Origin of the sequence: Thiorhodococcus mannitoliphagus, assembly GCF_010915725.1 — a bacterium.
GTDB lineage: Bacteria > Pseudomonadota > Gammaproteobacteria > Chromatiales > Chromatiaceae > Thiorhodococcus > Thiorhodococcus mannitoliphagus.
This window is the reverse complement of record NZ_JAAIJR010000088.1, coordinates 1-24,449: the sequence shown is the minus strand read 5'-3', so window position 1 is coordinate 24,449 and position 24,449 is coordinate 1. Positions and strand designations below refer to the sequence as shown.

Below are 24,449 nucleotides of genomic sequence, written 5' to 3'. Positions count from 1 at the left end.
TTTTTATCGCGCCCCGCCCGTGGGTTGGGTCGACACGGTGCAGCCTCCCGGCAACCCGCGGGGGGCGGGGGGCCCGGCGGCTTTGGGGCCCCCCCCGGGGGGGGGCGCCGCTCCCACCGGTCGTGCGCTTGGGCCGAAGGATGATCGAGGACGAGATTCTCCGATAATCGCCTTAGAAAGTGTCCATCAATTGTTTCCTGATGCGAGCGATGCCGCCCGAAATCCCCCCGTGCCCCCCTTTGCGAAAGGAGGGAAGGTGTTGATGGATGCTTTCTTAGCGCGAAGCCGTCGTGTAGTTTCCAGAGAGCATCCAATCGCGAAGACGCTCGGAGTCAGCCATGGGCGTGAGCTTGCCGCTTGCGCCGAGCAGTACGATGGTCAGGCGGCGGCTGCCGATGTTGGTCTGCATCACCAGGCAGCGCCCCGCCTCGTTGATGAAGCCCGTCTTGCTCACGTCGATGCTCCATTCCCCGCCCCTAACCAGTCGATTGGTGTTGCGGTACTGCAGTGGCGTGCCGTCCGCGAAGGGGTAGACCACCATCTCTCCACGGGAGGTTGTCTGGCGGATGAAGGCATAACGCGACGCGGCACGCACCATCTTGACCATGTCTTCGGCGGTCGAGCGATTGCGTGGATTCAGCCCCGTGGCGTCGACGAAGGTGGTGTCCTTCATACCCAATGCCTTGGCCTTGCGGTTCATGGCGCGCACGAAGGTTTCGGTGCCGCCACGAAACGTCGTGCGCGAGAGCGCGTGGGCGGCGCGATTGTCCGAGGACATGAGGGCGACCATCATCATCTGGTCGCGCGGCAGCACGGCCTTGCCGATGCGAAGCCGCGAGCGGCTGTTCTTGAGGGTGTCGCGATCATTCTCGATGATGCTGATGGGTGTCTTCATCGAGACCCCGGCGTCTAGAACCACCATCGCAGTCATCAATTTGGTCACGGAGGCGATGGGTCTGACACGCTGCGTATTTTTCGCGTAGATGCGATTGCCGCGATCATCCACGATGAGGGCGCTCGGTGTGCGAATGTCGAGGCCAGCCGGGGTGCGATCCACGCCCTGGAGGCGGTCCAGCCGATCAATGCGTCCGCTGTCTCCGAACTGGTTGAGCGTCTGGTCGCGCTGATAGGAGGAGCGGTAGGCCGATACCTCAGGTGAGCTGTTGCTAGGACGGTATGTGGAGCTGTAAGCCCGCTCGCTCGAATCTGTCGCACAGGCGGTTGCGACGAGCACGAGGCTGCCCATCAGAAGCGTCGCCAGGGTGAACCGGCCGAGCCGAGTCGGCTTGCATCCGAGGAATGAGCGCGTGAACGAAGACACTGTTGGCAACCTCGGCGTTTTGCTGGAGGGTGGAAAGGATAAATGTTGAATTATTGCACAGCTACGATGAAATGCGTTTTCTGAATCTAGCTTTGTTGGCTGCGGTCAGGTTGGGCCGCTGGGGCAGGATTTTCTGGTCGCCTTCACAGCCGTCATCTGTCGGGCCAGGCTCTGCGGTTGGGGGCCTCGGTGCATGGCGGCGTGCTGGGTCGGGTCTTGTCGTCTCAATTAGATACAATGATGCGCATGGACGCTAACGAGCCGAAGAGCCGATCGATGAGCGCCTCGGACGCCAGCAGCAGGTCCGACCGTTGGCGCGGGCTCAAGGATGCGATCTTGAGCCCCCAGGTCGACAGAGCGTCGCTCGAGGACGCCTTACACGCGGCGCGCGCGCGGTCGTCCCTGCCTGTGGTTTGGCTCATCGGCAAGACTCAGGCGGGCAAGACTTCCATCATCCGCGCCCTGACCGGCAGCGAGCAGGCCGAGATTGGCACTGGTTTTCAGCCCTGCACCGCGACGGCGCGGCTCTACGATTTCCCCCCCGAGGCCCCGGTGGTGCGCTTCCTGGATACGCGCGGGCTGGCAGAAGTGGACTACGACCCCGGAGAGGACATCCGTTTCTGCGAGTCGCGGGCGCATCTGCTCTTGGCCGTGATGAAGGCCAGCGACCAGGATCAGGATGCGGTCCTAGAGGTGGTGCGCTCGGTGCGTGCTCGGCATCCGGAGTGGCCGCTGGTGATCGCGCAGACCGGACTCCATGAACTCTATGCGGCTGACGCAGAGCATCCGCTGCCCTATCCCTTCACGCAGACGTCTTGGTCTGCGACCCTTCCCCAGGATCTTGCGCGCGCGCTCGCTGCCCAGCGCGAGCGCGCGGCCGATCTCCCAGGCAAGGTGCCCGCGCGTTGGGTGCCGGTGGATCTGACGCTGCCGGAAGATGGCTATGAGCCGCAAGACTATGGGCTGGAGGCGCTTTGGGAGGCGATCGATAGGGTCTCCGCGCTCAGGCTGCAATGGCTACTCGGACAGGACGCCGGCGTGAAGGACGTCTTCGCCCAGGCGGCCCATCCGCATATCCTGGGCTATGCGCTGGCGGCGGCTGCCATGGGGGCCTTCCCGGTCGTGGATCTGGCGGCGGTGCCGGCGATCCAAGCCAAGATGCTGCAGAGCCTGGCGGCCATCTATGCGCAGCGCTGGGATCGTCAGTCGAAGCTGGAGTTTCTCGGTCTGCTCGGATCCGGTGTCGCCCTGGCCTATGCCGCGCGCTATGTCGGCCGAGCCGCGCTCAAGCTGGTCCCCTACTTGGGGCAGACACTGGGCGCGGTCTGGGGCGCGACAGCCAGTGGCGGGACGACCTATGCCCTGGGTAAGGCCGCCGCCTACTACTTCCATCGACGCACCTTGGGCCTGGAGACGGATGCGCGGGTCCTGCGTCGCGTCTTCGACGAGCAGTGCAGCCAGGGCTCGGAGATCGTACGGGCGCGTTTCAAGTCAGGTAAGACATGAAAAGAATCATTAGCCGGATCGATGGTCCCTGGCTCGGGTCGCTCTTGCTCTGGGCGCTGCCAATCGCCGCGCTCATGCCGCTTGGGCTGCTGTGGCTTCACGAGAAGGGGCTAGTGCTGGTCTGGATCGGGAGCCTGCTCCTGCTGAGTGCCGCCGGATTCGGTCTGCAGTACTGGCTCAAGGACCGTCAACTGCGCAAGCTGGACGCCGCCAGCACGCGGCCGGATCCAAGCTGGCCGCCGGTTGCCGACGGTGCTTGGGCCGCGGTGGAGGATCTTGCCGACCAGATCGAGCCCCAAGACTGGCCGCTCGAGGACGGGACGCGGCTCGGCGAGCTGGCTCAGGTCACCCTGGAGCGGGTCGCGAGCTATTTCCATCCGCAGGTCGAGCAGCCGCTGCTGGAACTGCGCATCCCCCATGCCTTGCTGGTCATCGAGCGCGCCAGCCGCGATTTGCGCGAGACGATCATCGAGCAGATTCCCTTCAGTCATCGGCTCACCATCGGCTCGCTCGCGCGTGCCTATCGTTGGAAGCCCTTCGCCGAGCGGCTGCTCGGCATGTACCGCGCCGGGCAATGGATGGTCAATCCGCCTAACGCCCTGTTGAACGAGGCCTGGATCCAGTTGCGGAAACGCGGCTTCGCCTTGGCGCAGCAGGACGTCTATCGCTGGCTGCTGCGTGAGTACGTGCGCAAGGTCGGCCGCTACGCCATCGACCTCTACAGCGGGCGACTGCTGCTGACCGACGAGAATCCGGTCAAGCGCATCACGCAAGCCTCGCGCGAGGATCTCGAGCTTGCCGTCAACACGGAGTCCGCCAAGGAAGAGGCGCTTGCGGGCGAGCCTCTGCGCATCTTGGTCTTGGGGCGATCCAATGCCGGCAAGTCGAGCCTCATCAACATGCTCTTCGGTCAGATGCGTGCGGCGACCGATATCCTGCCTGAGACGACCAGGGCACTGATGCCTTATCGTTTGGAGCGCGATGGCTTGGAGCTTGGACTCATCTTCGATAGCCCTGGCTCGGAGCGGCTGGCCCGCAAGACGCTCCACGAGGCCGTGACCGGGGCCGACATGATCCTCTGGGTGAGCGCGGCGCACCGGCCTGATCGGCAGTCTGAACGCCAGACGCTGGACGCGCTGCGTGCCGCGCAAGCAGAGCGGGTGGATCGGCGCGCGCCGCCGCTGATCGTGGTCGTTACCCATATCGACCGCCTGCGGCCGCTGCGCGAGTGGCTGCCGCCCTATGACCTCACGGATTCCTCCAACCTCAAGGCGATGAGCATCCAGGCCGCCGTGACCGCGCTTGCGGCCGACTTGGACGTGCCCATCGCCAACGTCATACCGGTCTGTCTCGCGGAGGGACGCCTCTACAACGTCGAGGATACCCTCTGGACGGCCATCCTCGATCAGATGGATCGCGCCCAGCGCACGCGTTTGCTGCGCTGCCAAGACGAGCGTCGCCGTGAGGAGAATTGGAACCTGCTCAGGCGTCAGTTGGCGAATGCTGGGCGCTTCCTGCTGGCATTACCGCGACGCATGTCCCGAAACGGATAAGTCGCTCTTTCGCCGCGTCAAGGCCCAGTTATGCTTGGTCGCACTTGGGCTCTAGGCGTTCGGATCGGCGCGCACTCGCGGGTTGTGGTCCGGACGCGGGGCAGTGAGAGATGCGTGAGCACTTACCCGCTGATGTTAGGCAGCTGATGTTACGCAGGAGGCCGAGGACCTGCTAGGTTGCGCGGATGAACCAAGACTTTCTCGAAATCTACGCCGATTACCTGATCGGCACCTTTGGGTCGGCCAGGGTCACAGGGTTAGAAGCTGCCTGGTAGGAAAACGTGTATGGTAGCGGTTATCTTAGGGGTCATAGCTAAGCCATGGGATATCCGAGCGATTTGACGGAGACCGAATGGGACCTGATCCAGCACGATTGCCTGCCGCGCGATCGGCGCGGTCGAGCCCCCGATTATCCACGTAAATTGATTGTCGACGCCATTTTGTAAGTCGTGAAGTCGGGGTGTCAGTGGCGCTTGTTGCCGAACCATTTTCCCAATTGGAAGAGGGTTTACGACCTCCTTGCGCGCGCCAAATCTCGCGTAACCAATTGTTTTATTGTAATTCCGTCTATTCCCGATCAGGTTGAAAGTTAATATAATCACTATTGAGCAAGCACGAATCAGCCCTGATTGCCTGGATGTGGAGCTGAGCGTGGACCGCAACGGCGAGGTAGAGTGGATCCCGGTGCCTCTGCTCTTTGTTCGGCCTCAAGCAAGACGCTGACGGCCCCGCTGGCACGAACCATTGGGCACTGTTCCTGAGCAGCGATCGCGTCCTCTCCCCGGCGGCGATTTTGCAAACCGATGCCTTGCGCTGGAGCATTGAGGAGTCTCACAAATCGCTCAAGTCCAACGCGGCTTTGGCCAACTCACCGACGCCAAGGCTGCGCACAGAGTCCAATCACACAGTCCAATCATGTGTTCCTATCGATCTACGCTGTCTTCAAGCTTGAATGCCTCGAATGGGTCCACAAGCTCAACCACTTCGCGCGACGCGCGAAGCTCTCTGTCGAGGCGCTTCAGCATGCCTGCGGCGAGTTCAGGCGCCTGAAGGCGGCTGCCTAACATCAGCTCCCAGGATGAGATTTTCCAAACCGATATAGCTCCTCGCAAACATCGGTCACGACAGTCAACGCGGTGAAGAGCATGTATAGCCTTGGCACGAACAAGAACCCAATCCGGAGCATGGCGCGGATTCTGGTGATCGACGACGAACGTACCAGCCTGATTCTGATGGACCGTCTGCTGCGCGCGTCAGGCTATTGCAATGTCGTCCTAATTCAGGATCCCCGCGAGGTCATTTCCGTCTATCGCGAAGCCCCGGTCGATCTGCTCCTGCTGGACATCCAGATGCCCGGCTTGACGGGCTTCGACATCATTGAGCTTATTGCCGCCCTGAAGGATCCGCTCGTCCCTCCGATCCTGGTGCTCTCGGCCCAGGCGGGCCGCGACGAGATGTTGCGTGCCCTGGAGTCGGGCGCCAGCGATTTCGTGCGCAAGCCGTTCGATCAGGCGGAGGTCGCAGCCAGGGTGCGCAATGCGCTCGATGTCCAACTGGCCCATCGGATGATTTTTGATCAGAAGGACGCGCTCGAACGCATCGTCCGGGAGCGCACCCGTAAGATTCGCGACACCCAGTTACAGATCGTGCAGCGTCTCAGTCGAGCGGCGGAATATCGCGACAATGAAACCGGTGGGCACATCCTGCGCATGAGCCACATCTCGGCCCTCATCGCCCGGCATTCCGGTTGGAGCGAGCAGCAGTGCGAAATCATGCTGCATGCCAGCCCCATGCACGATGTCGGCAAGATCGGCATCGCGGATGGCATCCTGTTGAAGCCCGGCAGCCTAACGCCCGACGAGTGGCGGACGATGCAGACGCACTCCGTCATCGGCCACGACATTCTCAGCGGCGATGACTCCGAGTTGCTGCGGATGGCGCGCGAAATCGCCCTGAGCCATCACGAAAAATGGGATGGCAGCGGTTATCCGCAAGGACTGGCCGAGGAGGCGATTCCGGCGTCGGGCCGCATCGTGGCCCTAGCCGATGTCTTCGATGCGCTGACCTCGGAGCGTCCCTATAAGAAGCCCTGGGAGGTCGATGCCGCCCTGCAATGGATGCGTGAACAGGTGGGCACGCATTTCGATCCGCGCATCGCGGCGTCCTTCTTCCAGTTGATTCCAGAGATTCTCGCCATCCGCAAACGCTTTTCCGATGACGCGCCGATGAGCAACCCTGCGTCGTTGGAGCAAGTGCGGTATGGCGAGCACTGCGTCTGACGCCATGCGTCATGGGCGCTTTGACCGCGCTGGATGTCCGCTGCTTTCGCCGCTCATTTCCCACTCGAACTAGGATCACGCCATGTCCGACCAGCCTCCCAAACCCTTGGACGATGCGAGCATTCGGGCTTACGCGCGCCAAGCGCTGGACCATGGCGATTTCGACTGGGTGGGGCACGCTCTGGAGGGAGAAGAGGATGAGACCGATCGCGCTAGGCTGAACGAAAACCTACGCATCTATCAGGTGGAACTGGAACTTCAGAACGCCGAATTGCGCGCGACGCAAACCGCTGCGGAGCGTATCGCGAGCCGCTATCGGGTACTTTTCGAGGCGATTCCCCAGCCCGTCCTGGTGGTCGAGCGAGTCGGTTTGATTCAGATGAGCAATCAGGCCGCCAGCCGCCTGTTCGACTGGTCGGATCAGGAACGGTGCATCCGGCGCGGGTACTATCTGCCCCGTTTGGTCGCCAAGGCGTCTCATGACGAACTCGACCATGCCTTGCGGCAGGCCTGGGAGTCTGGAGCCAGCGCGCCGGTCGTGTTGCATTTTCTGACGGCCGCGGGCGGAGTATTCGACGGCGAGCTTCAGGTCGCCCGTTTGCCTGGGGAGAATGACGCAGCCGATCAGCTCATCTGCACGGTGACCGACCTGAGCGAGCGTCTGCTTCACGAGACGGAGCTCGTTGCCGCGTTCGCGCGCCTGAGCGAAAGCGAGACCCGCTATCGAATGCTGGCCGATTATTCCTCCGACTGGGACTATTGGCTGGGATCCGACGGACGGTATCGATATGTCTCGCCCGCCTGCGAAGCCGTGTGCGGTTATCCGCCGGACGCCTTTCTGACCGACCCCGAGCTGATGCAGCGTCTGGTGCATCCCGATGACCGGCCGTTATGGTCGGAGCATGGGCGCGGGATCATCGCCGATACCGAGGTCAGGACGCCGTCAGTCAGACTGCGGCTGTGCCGGCCCGATGGCGAGGTGCGCTGGATCGAGCATGTGTGTCGACCCGTCGTCGACAGCGATGGGGAGCATCAGGGGTGGCGTGGAGTGAACCGCGACATCACGGTGCGTAAGCAGGAGGAGCGGCTGACCGTCCTCCAGAAACGGCGCGCGGAGGCCCTACTGGAATTACCCCAGGCCGCCAGCCGTCTGGATGAATCCGCTTTCCTGCAATATGGTTTGGGGGTGGCCGAGTCGCTGACGAAGAGCGCCATCGCCTTCGCCCACCTGGTCCACGATGATCAAGAGACCATCGAACTCGTCGCCTGGTCGCGGATCACCTTGCTGGAAGAGGGCTGCCGACTGCCCGCGACCATCGCGAGCCACTATCCGATCAGTCAGGCCGGCAGTTGGGCCGACGCCCTGCGCCAGGGCGCGCCGATCATCGTCAACGACTATGGGACAGGTTCCGATCCGGGGGGGCTGCCCGAGGGGCATGTCGGCCTGCAGCGATTCATCAGCCTGCCGGTCATCGACCACGGTCTAACCCGCATGCTGATCGGGGTGGGCAACAGGAGCACCGACTATACCGAGCTGGAGGTGGAAACCCTCCAGCTCATCGCCGAGGCGCTCTGGCGCATTGTGCGCCAACGCCGCGTCGAGCAGGCGATGCGGATGAGCGAGTTGCGTTTTCGGCACCTCTCCATGCTGATGTCGGATATCGCCTATTCCTGTATTGAATTAGACAGGGGCCGTTACAAGCTGGATTGGATCCACGGCGCGGTCGAAACCATCACCGGCTACACGGTGCAAGCCATCATGGCGATGGGGACACTGCGCCGCCTGATCGTGCTCGAGGATCGCTCCATCTATGACCGCCATTTCCTGAGCCTGACGTCCGACGCAGTCTCGACCTGCCAACTGCGACTGCGCCACCGGGACGGGAAATTGGTCTGGGTGGAGATTACGAATCGCTGCGTATCGGAGGAGGTCCGACGCTGGCGACTCTATGGCGGGTTGAAGGATATCGGCGAACGCAAGCAGGCCGAACAGCAACTGCAGCAGTCCGCACTGCAGATGAAACGCCAGAATCGCAAGCTGGACCAGGCGCTGGTGCGGGCCGAGGCGGCGACCCAGGCCAAGAGCCAATTCCTGGCCAACATGAGCCATGAAATCCGTACCCCGATGAATGGCGTCATTGGCATCACTCGGCTATTGCTGGAGACCCAGCTCGACCCGGATCAGCGCCGTCTCGCCGAGATCGTGCGCGACAGTGGCGAGGGTCTGCTCGCCCTCATCAACGACATCCTGGATTTCTCCAAGATCGAGGCGGGCATGCTGAAACTGGAGAGGCTGGATTTCGCGCCGCGTATCGTGCTGGAAGAGGTTCTGGAGATGCTTGCCTTCAATGCCCAGCAAAAGCATCTGGAGCTGACGTATTGGATCGACCCCGAGGTGCCCGCCGCGCTGCGTGGCGACCCTCGCTGTTTACGCCAGATCATCGTCAATCTGGTGGGGAACGCCATTAAGTTCACCGATCAGGGCGAGATCGGTATCCGAGTGATGCTGGCGTCCTCGCGCGGGTCGCAGACGCGGCTCCGCTTCGAGGTACAGGATAGCGGTATCGGGATTCCGGATGATCAGCTGGGCAATTTGTTCAACGCATTCAGCCAGCTGGACAACTCCACCACGCGGCGCTTCGGCGGTAGCGGACTGGGACTGGTCATCGCCAAGCAACTGACCGAACTCATGCATGGCGAAATTGGGGTGGAAAGCGGGGCCGATCACGGTTCATGCTTCTGGTTTACCGCCGAATTCGAGCATCCGTCCGCGGAGATCGCGAACACGCTCCCGCAAGGCACCGAACTTGTAGGGCTCAAGGTGCTGGTGGTGGACGACCATGCGGCTAACCGTCTTTTACTCGTGAATCTGCTCCGTTCCTGGGACTGCCGCCCACAGGAGGCGGCGCGGGGCGAGGACGCGCTGCGTCTGATGGAACAGGCTGCCGGGGCGGGCGATCCATTCGCCGTCGCACTGGTGGATCTCAACATGCCGACGTTGGACGGGATGCAACTCGGCGACCTGGTCCAGCAGAACCCCCATCTCCGCAGCGCCCGCCTGATCCTTATGACCTCGTTGCTGCACCACGGCGAAGATGCCGCGCGCATGGCCAAGGCCGGCTTCACGGCAAATCTCACCAAGCCGGTGCGCCGGCATCGGTTGCACCAATGTCTGCTCCAAGTCATGGGTCTGGACGCCACGCGCGCGTCCGACGAGCAACCGCTCGTGGCCGGACGCGACCCCGACGCGGCGGCGCGCCCGGCGATGACCGGCGTGACCCTCAGCGCGGCGCGCATTCTGCTGGTGGACGACAACCTCACGAATCAGCTTGTCGCGCAGGGCATGCTGCAAGGACTCGGCTATCGCGTGGCGGATACCGCCAGCAATGGCAGGGAGGCGTTGGAAGCCCTGTCGCACGTCCCCTATGATCTGGTTCTGCTCGACGGCCAGATGCCGGAGCTGGATGGCTTCGAGGTAGCGCGTCGTTTGCGTCGCGGCGAGGTCGGAGCGATGAATCAGCGTATCCCCATCGTGGCCATGACTGCGCTCGCCATGCGGGGCGACCGACAACGTTGTCTAGACGCCGGGATGGACGCCTATCTGGTCAAACCCATCCAACCGCTGGATTTGGCCGCGATCCTGGTGACGCAGCTAAGCCGGACGCCTATGGATGCCGCAGAACCGGCGTCCGGCGCACTGGCGGATCCTATCCCGCGCGAAGTGGAGAGCGACGCGGCGGACCCGGCGCATCAGGTCTTCGATGCAGCGGATCTGCTGAGTCGGATCATGGGGGATCGTTCGCTTGCGCGGGAAGTCATCGCCCAATTCCTGCTGGATGCCCCCCTCCGCGTCCAGCAACTCCAAGAAGCGCTGGACCGGAAGGAACTCGCGGAAACCCTGCGGAAGGCGCACGCCATCGCCGGGCTGGCCGCCAACATTTCGGCGCACCGACTCCAGGAGGCCGCAGCGTGTCTGGAAGGGCTCGATGAAGCAAGTACCGCGTGCGCCGAATTCGAGCGGTTGGCGCGCTTGGTCGACCATGAATTGCGGCGGTTGAGCGAGACGCTGACCGACTGGATGGCGCAGTCAGAGGAGAGCGTTGATTCGCCTCTGGTATCGTGACGAAGAGGCTTTAGGCAACGGCGGAGACGATGGCGCCGCTGTCGCTGCGCCTAGGAGCCTGTCCGACTTAGGATGAATCGGCTGCGGAATCGGGAGAACGGTCCCTTTCGCCCCGTTTTTTCGTTACATAGAACCACTATGCGCCTCAAAACCGGAACGAAATGGCCTCGCTCTCCCACTTCCTCGCTTCGATCCCCCCAAGTCGGACAGGCTCCTAGCGAGTCCGTCGACGAACTCGCGGTCGATCTTGAGCGTCTTGACCGGCAGACGCCGCAGTTGAGTGAGCGAAGAGTAGCCGGTGCCGGTAGTGTCCTGGAATTGTGCATGAAAAGACGCAACCGGTTGTTATCGAAGATTCTTGTGGAAGTCATGCACAAATTTAGAACACCTCCCTCTGTTCTATGCTCCGGGGTGCCGGAATCACGGCATGAGCCTTGGGTCGAGGTCGGAGGCCCAGCGCAAGGGTGCATGATAGGCCTCCTAACGCCGGCCCAACCTCAGTCGCTGGCCGGCGCGCAGCACCGACGGTCGCACCCGGAATGATTGGCTCTGCCAAGAGCGACTCGCTTGCCTGTTATACTGATGCGCTGCTCGTCGCCTAGACTGCTTGCGGTCATGGTGTCGGTGCGACAACGCGAAGACAGCGGTGGGGCGGATGCTTGCCGGGTGATCCGCCATGCCCTCGCGTCGACTGCTGGTCCTCGTTGAATGGCGGGTCAGCTGTCATGCGATGTCTGTGTCGCTGCGCCGGATCTGTGCGGCGCGCGGCGGGGCTGTCGGGCATATTGCCCTGTGGTGGGCGGTCAGGACGATGTGCGCTAGATGAGACTCGAAAAAATTCGGCTTGCTGGGTTCAAGTCCTTCGTCGATCCGACGAGCGTTTCCTTCCCCAGCAATCTCGTTGGCGTGGTCGGTCCCAATGGTTGCGGTAAGTCCAATGTCATTGATGCCGTGCGCTGGGTCATGGGCGAGAGTTCGGCGAAGATGCTTCGCGGCGAGTCCATGGCGGATGTCATCTTCAACGGCAGTACGGGTCGCAAGCCGGTGGGTGTCGCTAGCATCGAGCTGGTCTTCGACAACAGCGACGGCAGGGCCGGCGGTGAGTTTGCCGCCTTCAATCAAATCTCCGTCAAGCGTCAGGTTTCGCGCGACGGCCAGTCCAGCTATTTCCTGAACGGTTCGCGCTGTCGCCGGCGCGACATTCAAGACCTTTTCCTTGGCACCGGTCTGGGGCCGCGCTCCTACGCCATCATCGAGCAGGGGATGATCTCGCGCATCATCGAGGCGCGTCCCGAGGATCTTCGGCTTTTCCTGGAGGAGGCGGCCGGGATCTCCAAGTACAAGGAGCGTCGGCGCGAGACCGAGAATCGCATGCGCCACACGCGTGAGAATCTCGAGCGCCTCGACGATCTCCGCGATGAGGTGGGCAAGCAGCTGATGCATCTGGAGCGGCAGGCGGCGACCGCGCAGCAGTACAGCCAGCTCAGGGCGCAGGAGCGCCAGCTGGATCTCGAACTCAAGGCACTGCGCTGGCGCGGTCTGGACGATGAGATCCAGGCAATGGATCGACGCCTTGCCGAGGCTGAGAATCAGGCCGAGGAAGGCCTCGCTCGTCAGCGCAAGCTCGAGGCCGATATCGAAGATCGGCGCGCTGCCTACAACGCCGCTTCAGATACCTTCAACGAGGTGCAAGGCCGCTACTACGCGGTCGGCGCCGAGATCGTGCGCGCCGAGCAGGCGATCCAGTTCGCGAATGAAGAGCGTGGTCGCCGTGAGGCCGAGCTGGTGCGGTTGGATCAAGAACTCTACGAGGCCGAACATCACCTGGAGCGCGACCAGCAGCGTCTGGGGGAGATCGACGTGGTGCTCACGCGCGACGAGCCGGATCTGGAAACGGCGGAAAAGGCGCTCAGAGAGGCCGCCGGCGAACTCATGACCGTTGAGGATCAGCTCAAGGCCTGGGAGTCGGAGTGGGACGCCTTCAATCAGGCGGCCGCTAAACCTTCCGAACAGTCGCAGCGCGAGCGGGCACGCATCAATGCGCTCGAACTTTCCATGGGGCGCGACCGCGAGCGGCAAAGACGTATCGACGAGGAGATGGAGCGGCTCCAGGCTGGTGATGTGAGCGCGAGGCTCGAGGAACTGGTCGAGCAGGAGACCCTGCTCGAGGAGCGGGCAGCGGAGCTTGAGGACCAGCAGCGGCAATCCGCCGATGCGGTCGCGGAGCATGACGCGAGCCTGCGCCAGGCGGCCGATACCCTGGATGCGCTGCGGACCCAGCTGCAGGAATCCAAGGGTCGTCTGGCGTCCTTGGTGGCTTTGCAGGATGCCGCGCTCGCGGATTCCGACTCCGAGCGCACGGAGTGGCTGGCTCGGCAGGGGCTGAGCGATGCGCCCAGGCTCGTCGATCAGCTCGAGGTGACGCCTGGCTGGGAGCAGGCCGTGGAGACCCTGCTCGGCGATGCGCTGGGGGCAGTCGGCTGCACGGGACTGGATGCTTATCGCGCTTCCCAGGGTGACTTGCTACCCGGCTTGGTCCTTGTGGATACCTCTGAGACCACCCAGGGTCTCTCCGGCGCGGCCGAGGATGCCTCGGGCCGCCTCGGTGGCTACGTCAAGGCGGCCTGGCCGATCGATGGCCTGCTCGGGCGCACGCGTGCCGCGGCATCCTTGGCCGAGGCGATGGATGCGCGCAGAGACCTGAGCTGGGACGAGTCCCTTATGACGCCGGATGGCGTGCAGATTGGCCGCAACTGGCTCAGGGCTCCTGCCGCGGACGCTGGCGGCGGCGTCCTGGCGCGTGCCGATGCCATCAAGGCGCTTCAGGTTGAGATCGATGCGCTGATCGCCCGCGAGAGCGAACTCTTGGCGCGCGAGTCCGAGCTGCGTGAGGCGCGGGCCGAGGCCGAGCAGAGTCGTGCGGAGATGGCCGCGGCGCTGTCCGGCAGTGCGCGCGAGCTGTCGGCGTTGCGCGCCGAGCTGAGCAGTCTCAAGACCCGTCGCGAGCACCAGACGGAGCGTCTGCGCGCCTTGGAAGAGGAGCGTCGTGAGCTTGCCGAGCAGTCGGCCGAGGCCTTGGAGGAGATGGAGGAGGCCAGGGAACTCTTGCACGCGCTCTTGAGCGAAATGGATGAGCTTGCCGAGCGCCGCGATGCCATGGAGCAGGAGCGCACCAGACTGCGGGCCGTCGTTAGCCAAGGCCGGGAGCTTGAGCGCGCCTGCCGGGAGCGCGTCCAGGAGCTGCGCATCAATGTCGAATCGAGCCGCGGGGCCTTGGCGGCAACGCGCCAGAGTCTCGCGCGCGCGCAGGAGCAGCAAAAACAGTTGAGCGAGCGCCGCGACGAGGTCCAGATGGCGCTCGAGGAGGGTGCTGAGCCGCTGGTCGAGCAGCGTGAGCGCTTGGATGAGCAGCTCAAGCAGCGAGTTGAGGTCGAAGAGAGCCTTCAAGAGGCACGCCGCGAGCGCGAATCGCTCGACGCCGAGGTGCGGCGTCTCGAGCAGGAGCGTCAAGGCATTGAGCAGGCGGTGCAGGGGAGTCAGCGCGGTGTGGATCAACTGCGCCTCGATCGCCAAGAGCGCTTGGTCCGCCGGCGCACCCTGGAGGAGCAGTTGGCGGAATCCTCAGCCAAGCCGGTCGCGGTGCTCGAGTCCGTCGATCCCGGGGCGAGCGAGGACGCCTGGCAGGAGCAGCTCGCCAAGATCGGCGCGCGGATCCAGCGTCTGGGGGCGGTCAACCTGGCTTCAATCGACGAACTCAAGGAGCAGTCGGAGCGTAAGACCTACCTGGATGCCCAGCATGAGGACATCTCGCGCTCCTTGGACACGCTGGAGCAGGCGATCCGCAAGATCGACCGTGAGACCAGAACGCGTTTCAAAGAGACCTATGATCAGGTCAACCACGGCTTTCAGCAGCTCTTTCCCAGGCTGTTCGGCGGTGGTCATGCCTATTTGGATCTCACCGACGAAGACCTGCTCGAGACTGGCGTCAGCGTCATGGCGCGCCCGCCCGGGAAGCGCAACTCGAGCATCCATCTGCTTTCAGGTGGTGAAAAGGCGCTGACTGCTGTCTCCTTGGTGTTCGCGATCTTCCAGCTCAATCCCGCGCCCTTCTGCATGCTCGACGAGGTTGATGCGCCGCTCGACGACGCCAATGTGGGGCGTTTCTGCGAGCTGGTTCGGTCGATGTCCGACCGCGTTCAGTTCATCTTCATCAGCCATAACAAGGTGACGATGGAGATCGCCAGCCATCTGCTTGGCGTCACCATGCACGAGCCCGGCGTCTCGCGCTTGGTCGCCGTCGATGTGGATGAGGCCATCAAGCTGGGCGCTGTGTCCTGATTCAAGGCGCATGTCAGGCGGACGATCTGGAAGGGCTTGGCGCCGATCCGCGCTGCGCGAGTGGATACAGCCAAGCCTTGCGTTGATATACTCCTCGCTCAATCGAATCATGCGGACTCGATCATCAAACCGACCCCTAGGGTGGACGAGCGAGAGCGACGTCCACGGGATCCGGCTCTGTAGCTGATGGACTGCGCCCCTCGACTCCGCTCGGGGCAAGCTTGCCTACCCTACAGAAGACGACTGGCCGGAACCATGATCGATGCCATCGAATCACACCAGTACAACAGCAGTCAGAACTCGAATGGACGCTAGCACTATCCGCCTAATCCTCATTGTCGTTGGAGCCCTGCTGATCCTGCTGCTCTATCTGTGGGAGCGTTACCGCGAGCGGCAGGAAGAGGACTATGAAGAGGACGACTTCATCGAGGAAGAGGACGATGAAGATCTGGATGCCCCCTACGGCGTGTATTCGAGCAAGCACCAGCCGGAGATTGGCGACTACGATGATGAGTTCGCCAACGAAAGGTCCGGCGAATCTTCCTGGTCGGAGCCGGCGTCACCCGTGGCGGCGCGCGGCGACGACGATTTCGAGAGCGAAATCCCGGCCGCTGGGCCAGAACCCTTAGAGGATTCCACGTCTGTGAAGGATATGCCTAGGTTAGAGCCCCTTTTGATTCAGGTGAGTATCAGTGCGCGCCGCTATCCCTTTAAGGGGACGGACCTCATGGAGGTGGCCGAGCGTTGTGGACTCTATCCAGGCGATATGGACATCTTCCATTGCCTCGATGAGTTCGATGACCATACACGCGTTTATTTCAGCATGGCCAACATGGTCAAGCCCGGCACCTTCCCCTTCGATGCCATGGAAAGCTTCACGACACCGGGTCTAATGCTCTTCGCGCAGCTCGAGGGTGATCCTGAAGATATGACCATCCTCGATGAGATGACCGCGACGGCACGCAAGCTGGCCTTGGCGCTCAATGGTGACGTCTTGGATGAGGCGCGCCGGCCGCTGACCGTCAAGAAGGAAGAAGGGATGCGTCAGGCGGTGCTCGACAACGAGATGCGCTGGGCCAAGGCCCTGATCCGGTGACCATGTCCGATGAGGCGCGCGCCCGCGTCGAGACGCTGCGCGCGGAGATTCGGCACCACAACTATCGCTACTACGTGCTCGACGATCCGGAGGTGCCGGACGCCGAGTACGATCGCCTCATAAGCGAGCTTCGCGATCTCGAAGGCGCCCATCCCGATCTCGTTACGCCAGACTCCCCGACGCAGCGCGTCGGCGCCGAGCCGCGCTCCGATCTCCTCGAGGTGCGGCATCGTGTCCCCATGATCTCGCTCGACAATGCCATGAGCGACGAGAAGCTGGCGGAATTCCATCGCCGGCTCCAGACGGCGCTGCCCGAGGCGTCCCTGGTCTACGCGGCTGAGCCCAAGCTTGATGGCTTGGCCGTCAACATCCGCTATGAGTCGGGCGTGTTGGTGCAGGCCGCGACGCGCGGAGACGGCACCCGCGGCGAGGATGTCTCCCTCAACGTCCGTACCATCCAGACCGTTCCGCTGCGTCTGATGGGCGACGACTGGCCTGAGATCCTCGAGGTGCGTGGCGAGATCTACATGAGCCGCAGCGGCTTCGCGCGCCTGAACGCGGAGATCGAGGCGCGCGGTGATCGGCCCTTCGCCAATCCGCGCAACGCCGCGGCAGGAAGCCTGCGCCAGCTCGATCCGCGCGTGACCGCCAAGCGCCCACTCAAATTCTGCTGCTACGGCTGGGGCGAACTCTCGGAATCACCCGGCGAGAGCCATTACGCCTGGCTGAAGCGGCTCGAAGGTTGGGGAATTCCGCTCTCCAAGGAGCTGCGTCGGGTTGAGGGGTTGGAGGGCTGCCGCGGCTACTTCGATGCCCTCGCGCAGCGCCGCGACGACTTGGACTATGAAATCGATGGGGTCGTGTTCAAGCTCGATCGGCTCGCAGCCCAGCAGCAGCTTGGTGCGACCGTGCATCATCCGCGCTGGGCGGTGGCCCGCAAGTTCCCTGCGCAGGAGGAGCTGACCGAGGTTCTGGACGTCGAGTTCCAGGTCGGTCGTACCGGGGCGATCACTCCCGTTGCCCGGCTGCGGCCCGTTCAGGTGAGCGGCGTGACGGTGTCCAACGCCACGCTCCACAATATGGACGAAATCCTGCGCAAGGGCGTGCGCATCGGTGATCAGGTCTTCGTACGCCGAGCCGGTGATGTCATCCCCGAGGTCGTCAGGGTGGTCGTCGAGCGTCGCCCGGCGGAGACGCGTCCGGTGGAACTGCCGAGTCAGTGCCCGGTCTGCGGATCCGATGTCATTCGCCCGGACGGCGAGGCTGTGGCGCGCTGTACCGGCGGTCTCTACTGCCCGGCTCAGCGCAAGGAGGCCATCAAGCACTTCGCCTCGCGTCGTGCCATGGATATCGATGGGCTGGGCGACAAGTTGGTGGAGCAACTCGTCGATCTCGATTGGGTCCATGAGCCGGCCGACCTCTACCAGTTGACGGCGGAGCGCCTGGCAAGACTCGAGCGCATGGGGGAAAAGTCGGCAGCGAATCTGGTCGCCGCGCTCGAGCGCAGCAAGCAAACCACCTTCGCGCGCTTCATTTACAGTCTCGGGATTCGCGAGGTGGGTGAGGCCACGGCCCAAGCCTTGGCGGGACGCTTTGACGGCATCAAGGCATTGATGGCCGTGCGCGAGACCGACTTCTTGCAGAAGCGGGGCGTGAAGGGGATCGGTCAAGAGACGGCGGAGAAGCTCCTGACCTATCTGCAGGCGCATCCGGACGTGGCGCCGCAAGGAGGGATGAGCGATTGGTTGGCGAGCTTGAAGATCCCTGGGCTGACGCGCCCGCGGGCCGAAGCCCTGGCGGAAGCCTTTCCTGATGCCGAGACCTTGCGCACCGCCAAGCTCGATGACCTTTACTCGAATAGCGCACGCCTTGTCGAGGGTGTTGGCCCTATTGTTGCCGCGCATATTGTGGGTTTCTTCGCCCAGACCCACAATCGGGACGCAATCGAGCGTTTGTTGGCGGCCGGCATCCGTTGGTCGACGCCGAGTAGCGCGCCCGCGGCTGCCGCTGAGCAGCCGCTTGCTGGCAAGACCTTTGTGATCACAGGTACGCTGAGTCGGCCGCGCGATGAGATCAAGGAGCGCCTGCAGCGCCAGGGCGCTAAAGTGACTGGCAGTATCTCGAAGAAGACAGACTATCTCTTGGCTGGCGCGGATGCCGGCTCCAAGCTGGCCAAGGCGCAGAGCCTGGGCGTCGAGATCATCGACGAACTTGCGCTCGAGGATCTTCTGACTCAGGGTTGAAGGCGCTTGCGCCGAGGCCGGGCAGAGGGTTATTCGCTCGCGATTGCCTCAGTTGTCGTGCGGCGTCGCAGCGGCGGCCTTGGTCATCAGTTGGGCCGGTAGGGTGGACGAGCGAGCGCGAAGTCCACCGAATCCCGCGTCGGCTTTGGTGGACTGCGCTGCGCTTGTCCACTACGGAAGACGACTGGCAGAAACGACGATTGGCGTCGCATCGGCAAGCAGATTGCCGCGTTCTAGATCAGGATCCCACCGATTGGGGGGGATCTTCCCGCCGTTGGCTGAAGGGGTTTCATGATGACTGAGCTGTCCAAAGAGCAGAAGATTCTCATCGCCATGCGCAAGACGCTGACGACGATCGTGAAGGATGTGACGCCGCCGCCGGGGATGCGGCATCCGCTCTCGCCCGCCACGATCGAGGATGTCCGGCAATGTCTCGGCTTGATTGCGGCACGCGAGAAGGAGCTGGCCGACGAGCAGGGTAGGGGCGGAGAGCAGCCCTACTATGCTGACAGCCCGCAGAAGGCGCAGGTGGTGTCCATAGAAGGACTGAAACGACCTAAGGAATAGCTGTCATGGAGACTTACGATCGATTCCTGCGCTGTCGGAGGCGTCACTGGCGTGGTCGGCTTGCGGTAGCGCCTGTCGTCGCCGGCTTGCTGACGCTCACGGCGCTGTCCGCGGCTGCCGCCGATGCCACTCCTTCGGTCTGGAGTTACGAGGGCCCTAGAGGACCCGAGCATTGGGGTGGCCTTTCGGCAGCCTATAAGACCTGCGCGGACGGACGCGCGCAGTCGCCCATCGATGTCGGCCAGGCCGCGCCGCTCGGCTATACGCCGCTGGTGTTTCAGTATCGCTCCCACCTGCTTGAGATCGTCAACACGGGCAATGGGGTCCAGGTCATTACACCTCCTGGCAGCGCCCTCTTGGTAAGAGGCAGTGCATTCGATCTGGAGAGACTCGACTTCCATGTTCCCGGGGAGCATCGTTTCAATGGGGCTGTCGCGGACGCTGAAATCCAGCTAGTGCATCGGGATTCGCGGGGCGGTTTCGTGATCGTGGCCGTGCCCTTGAAGACAGGGCAGCGCGAGAATCGCATCCTGTCGCGGATCTTGGACTACTTCCCGATGAAGGCCGGAGAGCGGGTCCGACACCGTCAGGTCGGCATCAATCCCTTGTTCTTGCTGCCTAGCGGTCGTGGCTACTATCGCTACGAGGGTTCCTTGACGATACCACCCTGCGAGGAGTCCGTCCTTTGGTACGTGATGAGGGAGCCTTTGATCATCAGCTCAGGCCAGCTGGAGCGGATGCGCGAGGCGATCGGATTCAACGCCCGGCCCCTGCAGGCGCTCAATGGCAGGGAAGTTAAAGTCATGGGGCGCTAGTCCCTGATCAGCCTGGGCAAGAAGGGGTCTGTTCCTGTCGACCGCAATCGCTTGCCTGGCGATGTCGCGCTCCACGCGGCCGTGCCGCATCGACAAGTGTCGGCGCGGCACGGCTTGCTTCCTCCGGGTTGCGTGAAACGCTCAGTCGGTCGCGATCTCGCGCTCCGCAACCGCGATGAGCACCGGGTCAGTCAGGTCCTGCGAGAGGTGATCGAACTTCTTCACCAGTGATGGCCAGAGCAGGTTGTAGTAGAGTTCGGCGCGGATCAAGGCGACGTCTTTCGCCGGGATCTCATAGCTCAACTCACGGATCTCGTGCGCCTCCAGGCGCGTGTCCTCGCCCGGCTTGGTGGCCGTTGGGGGCGGTGCCGGCAGTCCCTTGTCGTCGATCAGTCCATAGGCGAAATAGGCCTGCGGGTCTGATTTCGCTGGATGGCCGTCCGCATTCTCCCAGACCACTTCGCCGCTGGAGTCATAGGCGGTGAGCTTCAGGTAGAGATTCCGGAAGGGCGCGCCTGTCGGCATGGCGTGGGGTTGGAGATTGCGGATGTGGACCAGGGTCTTGATGCTCTCTCCCACTGGCTCGCTCTGGAGATCGAACACGACGGATCGCTTCAACATCGCATCGTGGTGTCCGCCGCCCATGGTGTGATCGGCATAGCCCGCGGCGACCGGCATGTGGCAGGTCTGACACGCGACCTTGCTGCCCCCCTTGATGAACTCATTGCCGGTCTGACAGAGCGGGACTCCTTGCGGATTGTCGCGCTGGTCATGACAGCCCATGCAGGCGTCGGACGTCCTGAGCTGAATGGGGTTCGCCTCCATCGTCAGGGCCGGGATCGACTTTCCGTCCATCTCGACCGATTCGCCAAGGTGCGGATTGGGCTTTTGGTCGTCTGAACTCTCCGCGGCACCGCCGAATAGATCATCCGATGCTTTGAGCTTCTGCAGACCGCGGGGGAATCCCATGGGTCCTTGAAGGGTGTCGGCAAGCTCATAGGCACTCACCCCGTAGCGGATCTTGCCCTTCTCATCCTCGATTCCCTTGTAGTGCTGCAGCGTGTGGCAGGCGACGCAGTTGACGCCTTCCGCATAGGCTGGCATGGCGTCGAGTTTGGTCGTCTTGTCCCGCGCAGCATTCGGGGCATGACATTGGAGGCAGACTGGAAACTTGCCAGACGCCTTGTGAAGCACCCCTTCTTGGGTCGGGTCGCCGACGACCTTCTTGTAGAAGGTGGCGTGTATGGGGTCCGACAGCGCTGTGCTCTGAGCATGCATGGATCCCTTCCACTGCTTGTAGATCTCTTGGTGGCAGGTTTCGCAGACCTCCGAGGAGATCTGCTGGATCGGCACGGCTTCCTGCGCGATGGCCGTCGACCAGATGGCTGCGAGTCCGAGTACTCCAGCAAAGGCCCACTCGATCAGCGGTAATCTTCGATTTACTTTCATGCGCTGTCACTCCTCTTGCTTTGGCTTTATCGTTGCGCCGCGTCATTATTTTCTATTCTGACTCGGAACTGAAGAGGTGGGGCGTGATTGAATACATTGACTAGGTTTTATATGCTTTAAGCTATTGATTGTAATGTCTTTTCTTGATAGATGGTTAGAATTTTACTATGCGGTAATGTTCTTGTGGATAAGGCTGTGGCCATCTTCCCCATAAGAGTGCTCGGCATGCTTAATCCTTTTGCTAGGCGTCGATCATCCTTCGGGCCAGTCGTCTTTTGTAGGGACAAACCTGCCCCGAGCGGAGTCGAGGGGTGCAGGCAGTCCACCAGCAGCGGCACGGGATTCGGTGGACTTCGCTCTCGCTCGTCCACCCTACCGGTCCAACGGATGACCAAGGCATTTTGCTACCTAAGAAAGTGTCCATCAACAGCTTCCCCCCTTTCGCAAAGGGGGACCAGGGGGGATTTCGGGCGGGATCGCTCGCATCGGGAAATAATTGATGGGCGCTCTCTAAGGAAACCATCGAGAAGAGAAGTTAATTAAATTAGAGGTTACGAATGTTGCAATGCCACTGATAGGCTTTCTTTATTGCGGCCTAAGCGCTGATCGCGAATAATCGGGGACCCTTTGTTGATGCCGATACCATCTGCCTCGGTTAGTCGGATTCGAGATGATAGTCCTGGCATCAATAGGGTTTGATTATTCAGCGCTATGTGACTCGATTTTTCGCATCTGAACCCATGATCCTATGGCGCAGAGTCGCTGCAAGGGCACGATAGCAAGGTGTGCAGCTCAGAGCAGTCGACTGCCGGATCCAGGTTATTGAGGAGGCTGAAGTGGTTGGTACAGGCGAGCGACTCTATCTGACAGCGCCTTTCTGGGTGCTCTTGATCCTTCTGCTGAGCACCTTGCCCGCAGGGCCTGTGTTCGCCGAGAAGGTCAAGCTGGATTCCAGTCATTGGGGGCATGAGGCGGGCGAGGATTGCGTCAGCTGCCATTCCAAGTCCTCCGCGGGCCTTGCCAGCCAGTGGCGCGAGAGCGCACACGCGGAAGCAGGGGTCAACTGCATGGACTGCCACCAGGCCGATCGAGCGGATGTCGATGCGATCGAGCATGAGGGGCAGATCATTGCCACCATCGTCTCGCCTCAGGACTGCGGGCGATGTCATGAGAAGGAGCTTGCAGAGCAGCAAGGCTCGGTGCATGCGGAGGCTTTCGCCATCATCGAGGATCGGTTGCCGGCATTGGCGGACAACGTGGGCGGTCCGGCGATGCGCGCCGCCTCCTGCGATCAGTGCCACGGCTCTCGGGTCAAGGTCAAGGGCGACGGCAGCTTGGATGCGGCGACCTGGCCCAACTCTGGCATTGGCCGGATCAATCCGGACGGGAGCAAGGGCTCTTGCTCCTCATGTCACGGGCGTCATCGCTTCTCCAAGGCGCAAGCCCGCGAGCCCGCTGCCTGTGTGCGCTGTCACTCCGGTCCAGACTCACCGGACAAGGAGGTCTTCGAGGCCTCCAAGCACGGCATGATCTACGCAGCCCAGCGGGAGGACATGAACTTGGATGCGCCCGAGTGGGTCGCCGGCCGCGACTACACGGCCGCACCGACCTGCGTGACCTGTCACATGGGCGGTGCCGGCAAGCTGCCGCCAAGCCATGACGTCGGCATGCGCAATGTCTGGAATCTGAATGCCCCGGTCTCCGAGCGGCAGTACCTGGTCGTTTTCGAGGATGGCGTCAAGATGGAACTGCCAGAGAGCGCTGAGGTACCCAAGCGCGGGAGCGAGCTGGTCAGGCCTGACGGCAGCAGTGGCACCGTCAAGGTGGTCGCGACACCCAAACGACGCCGTCAGGCCATGTCAATGGTCTGTCTCGAGTGCCACAGCAAGGGATTTACACAGGGCTTCATGGACCAGTTCGACAGCGTCGTCGAGCTCTTCAACAGCAAGTTCGCACTGCCGGCCAGGGAGATCATGGACGCCCTCTATCGGGAGGAGCTGCTGACACCGACGCCCTTCGACGAGCCCATCGAATTCACCTACTGGGAGCTGTGGCACGACGAGGGCGCGCGCGCCCGCCATGGCGCGGCAATGATGAGTCCCAATCATGCCTGGTGGGAGGGGATGTATGTCGTCGGGCGCAGCTTCTATGCGCGCTTTCTGCCTGAGGCGCGTGCTGTGGCCGGCGCTAAGTCGCCCGTGCTGGTCGATGCCGTGCTCGCCGAGGATGCTGCGCATCAATGGCTGCGGGACCCAGGGCAATCGAGCCCGATCCTCGGGTTCGGCCATGAGGAGAGCCATTGATGCCAAAGTGGAGGATCTCGGCACTCATCACACGGCATGTTCTCATCGCGCTCGGAATCGGCAGTCTGGCGGGCGTACTCTTCATGGCCTTTCTCATCGAGTTGGATGAAGTGACGAGCAGCAATGCCTTTTGCACGAGTTGTCACTCGATGACCTACGCCGCGGCGAGCTATCGCGAGTCGCTCCACCATGGCTCTCCGTCCGGTGTGCGCGCCTCCTGCGGTGATTGTCATGTCTCGCCAGGCCTGATCGGCGCCACTTGGGACCATTTCGTCGGGACGAAAGACCTGCTGAAGCAGCTGTTCGGACCCGACTATGACGATCCAGTCGTGAACCTCTTGCATCTGCCCGATGCCGCATTTGCCGCGCGGGACTGGTTTCGCAAGCGGGACTCGGCCACCTGCCGCCGTTGTCACCTGCAGGCGGCCATTCAGGGGGAGCGTGCCAACACCGCGGCCATCCATCGCGAAGAGGCGGAGGGTAAGACCTGCATCGACTGTCACTACAACCTGGTCCACCGCAAGGTCCCAGACGTGCGAACCTTCAAGCGTGAGGCTTGGAATCGCATGGTCGAGGAGGAGTTCGGTCTGGCGCCGGGAGCGGCCGATAGCTTGCTTTCGAAAGGCCCCGAGGGCTGAGAGGCTGTCTGAATATTGTAATCGCCCGAGCTGTAGGGGCGAATTCATTCGCCCTCCCGCCAGTGCCAAGGGCGACTAAGAGGATATCCGGAACAGAAAATGCTTAATAATTAAAATGCCAAATAAGATAGTATCTTAGGTACGACAATCACGCGTATCGAGGATGCCATGGCCTTTCAAGAGATGTCCGATGATTTTTGGCGCCAGGCAGAACCGTT

Annotated in this window: 13 protein-coding genes and 1 pseudogene; 12 read left to right on the top strand and 2 right to left on the bottom strand. The window is 62.4% G+C overall.

What is annotated here, in order from left to right; translation table 11 throughout:
* Positions 1-274: 274 nt before the first annotated feature.
* On the bottom strand, positions 275-1,321 hold the full coding sequence (locus G3480_RS18255; RefSeq protein ID WP_338114172.1) for a serine hydrolase: 1,047 nt from the start codon (positions 1,319-1,321) through the stop codon (positions 275-277).
* Positions 1,322-1,597: 276 nt separating this feature from the next.
* On the opposite strand from G3480_RS18255, the gene G3480_RS18250 reads away from it, so the two are divergent.
* The 10 genes and pseudogenes from G3480_RS18250 (at position 1,598) to G3480_RS18205 (ending at position 19,841) form a co-directional block, all read left to right on the top strand.
* Positions 1,598-2,827 carry a YcjF family protein gene (locus G3480_RS18250; protein WP_164655317.1) on the top strand — a complete coding sequence of 410 codons (1,230 nt, stop codon included), beginning with the start codon at positions 1,598-1,600 and terminating at the stop codon, positions 2,825-2,827.
* Positions 2,824-4,380, top strand: a complete 1,557-nt coding sequence (locus G3480_RS18245) for a GTPase family protein (protein WP_164655316.1) — start codon at positions 2,824-2,826, stop codon at positions 4,378-4,380. Before G3480_RS18250 ends, G3480_RS18245 begins: the two co-directional genes overlap by 4 nt.
* Before the next feature lie 811 nt (positions 4,381-5,191).
* Positions 5,192-5,444 (top strand): annotated as a pseudogene (locus tag G3480_RS29580) (IS701 family transposase); the annotation flags it as partial.
* A gap of 81 nt (positions 5,445-5,525) precedes the next feature.
* A complete protein-coding gene (locus G3480_RS18240; RefSeq protein ID WP_164655315.1) occupies positions 5,526-6,659 on the top strand; it encodes an HD-GYP domain-containing protein in 1,134 nt (377 codons plus the stop codon).
* An 82-nt stretch (positions 6,660-6,741) separates the two neighbouring features.
* Positions 6,742-10,782 (top strand): response regulator, encoded by a 4,041-nt coding sequence (locus tag G3480_RS18235; RefSeq protein WP_164655314.1) that lies wholly within the window; start codon positions 6,742-6,744, stop codon positions 10,780-10,782.
* Between the two features lie 822 nt (positions 10,783-11,604).
* On the top strand, positions 11,605-15,120 hold the full coding sequence (gene smc, locus G3480_RS18225; protein WP_164655313.1) for a chromosome segregation protein SMC: 3,516 nt from the start codon (positions 11,605-11,607) through the stop codon (positions 15,118-15,120).
* A gap of 304 nt (positions 15,121-15,424) precedes the next feature.
* Entirely contained in the window at positions 15,425-16,216 is a 792-nt protein-coding gene (locus G3480_RS18220; protein ID WP_164655312.1) for a cell division protein ZipA C-terminal FtsZ-binding domain-containing protein, read from the top strand.
* Between the two features lie 2 nt (positions 16,217-16,218).
* Positions 16,219-18,459 (top strand): NAD-dependent DNA ligase LigA, encoded by a 2,241-nt coding sequence (gene ligA / locus G3480_RS18215; RefSeq protein WP_206171784.1) that lies wholly within the window; start codon positions 16,219-16,221, stop codon positions 18,457-18,459.
* A gap of 294 nt (positions 18,460-18,753) precedes the next feature.
* Positions 18,754-19,026 carry a segregation and condensation protein A gene (locus G3480_RS18210; protein WP_164655319.1) on the top strand — a complete coding sequence of 91 codons (273 nt, stop codon included), beginning with the start codon at positions 18,754-18,756 and terminating at the stop codon, positions 19,024-19,026.
* A 5-nt stretch (positions 19,027-19,031) separates the two neighbouring features.
* Positions 19,032-19,841 (top strand): carbonic anhydrase, encoded by an 810-nt coding sequence (locus G3480_RS18205; RefSeq protein ID WP_164655310.1) that lies wholly within the window; start codon positions 19,032-19,034, stop codon positions 19,839-19,841.
* A gap of 141 nt (positions 19,842-19,982) precedes the next feature.
* On the opposite strand, the gene G3480_RS18200 is transcribed toward G3480_RS18205, so the two are convergent.
* Positions 19,983-21,290, bottom strand: coding sequence for a cytochrome c family protein (locus tag G3480_RS18200; RefSeq protein WP_164655309.1), 1,308 nt, complete (start codon positions 21,288-21,290; stop codon positions 19,983-19,985).
* A gap of 785 nt (positions 21,291-22,075) precedes the next feature.
* Here G3480_RS18200 and G3480_RS18195 point away from each other — a divergent pair.
* Complete coding sequence (locus G3480_RS18195; RefSeq protein WP_338114171.1) at positions 22,076-23,593, top strand: multiheme c-type cytochrome; 1,518 nt, start codon at positions 22,076-22,078, stop codon at positions 23,591-23,593.
* Positions 23,593-24,231, top strand: a complete 639-nt coding sequence (locus tag G3480_RS18190; protein WP_164655308.1) for a cytochrome c3 family protein — start codon at positions 23,593-23,595, stop codon at positions 24,229-24,231. Before G3480_RS18195 ends, G3480_RS18190 begins: the two co-directional genes overlap by 1 nt.
* The last annotated feature ends 218 nt before the right edge of the window (positions 24,232-24,449 follow it).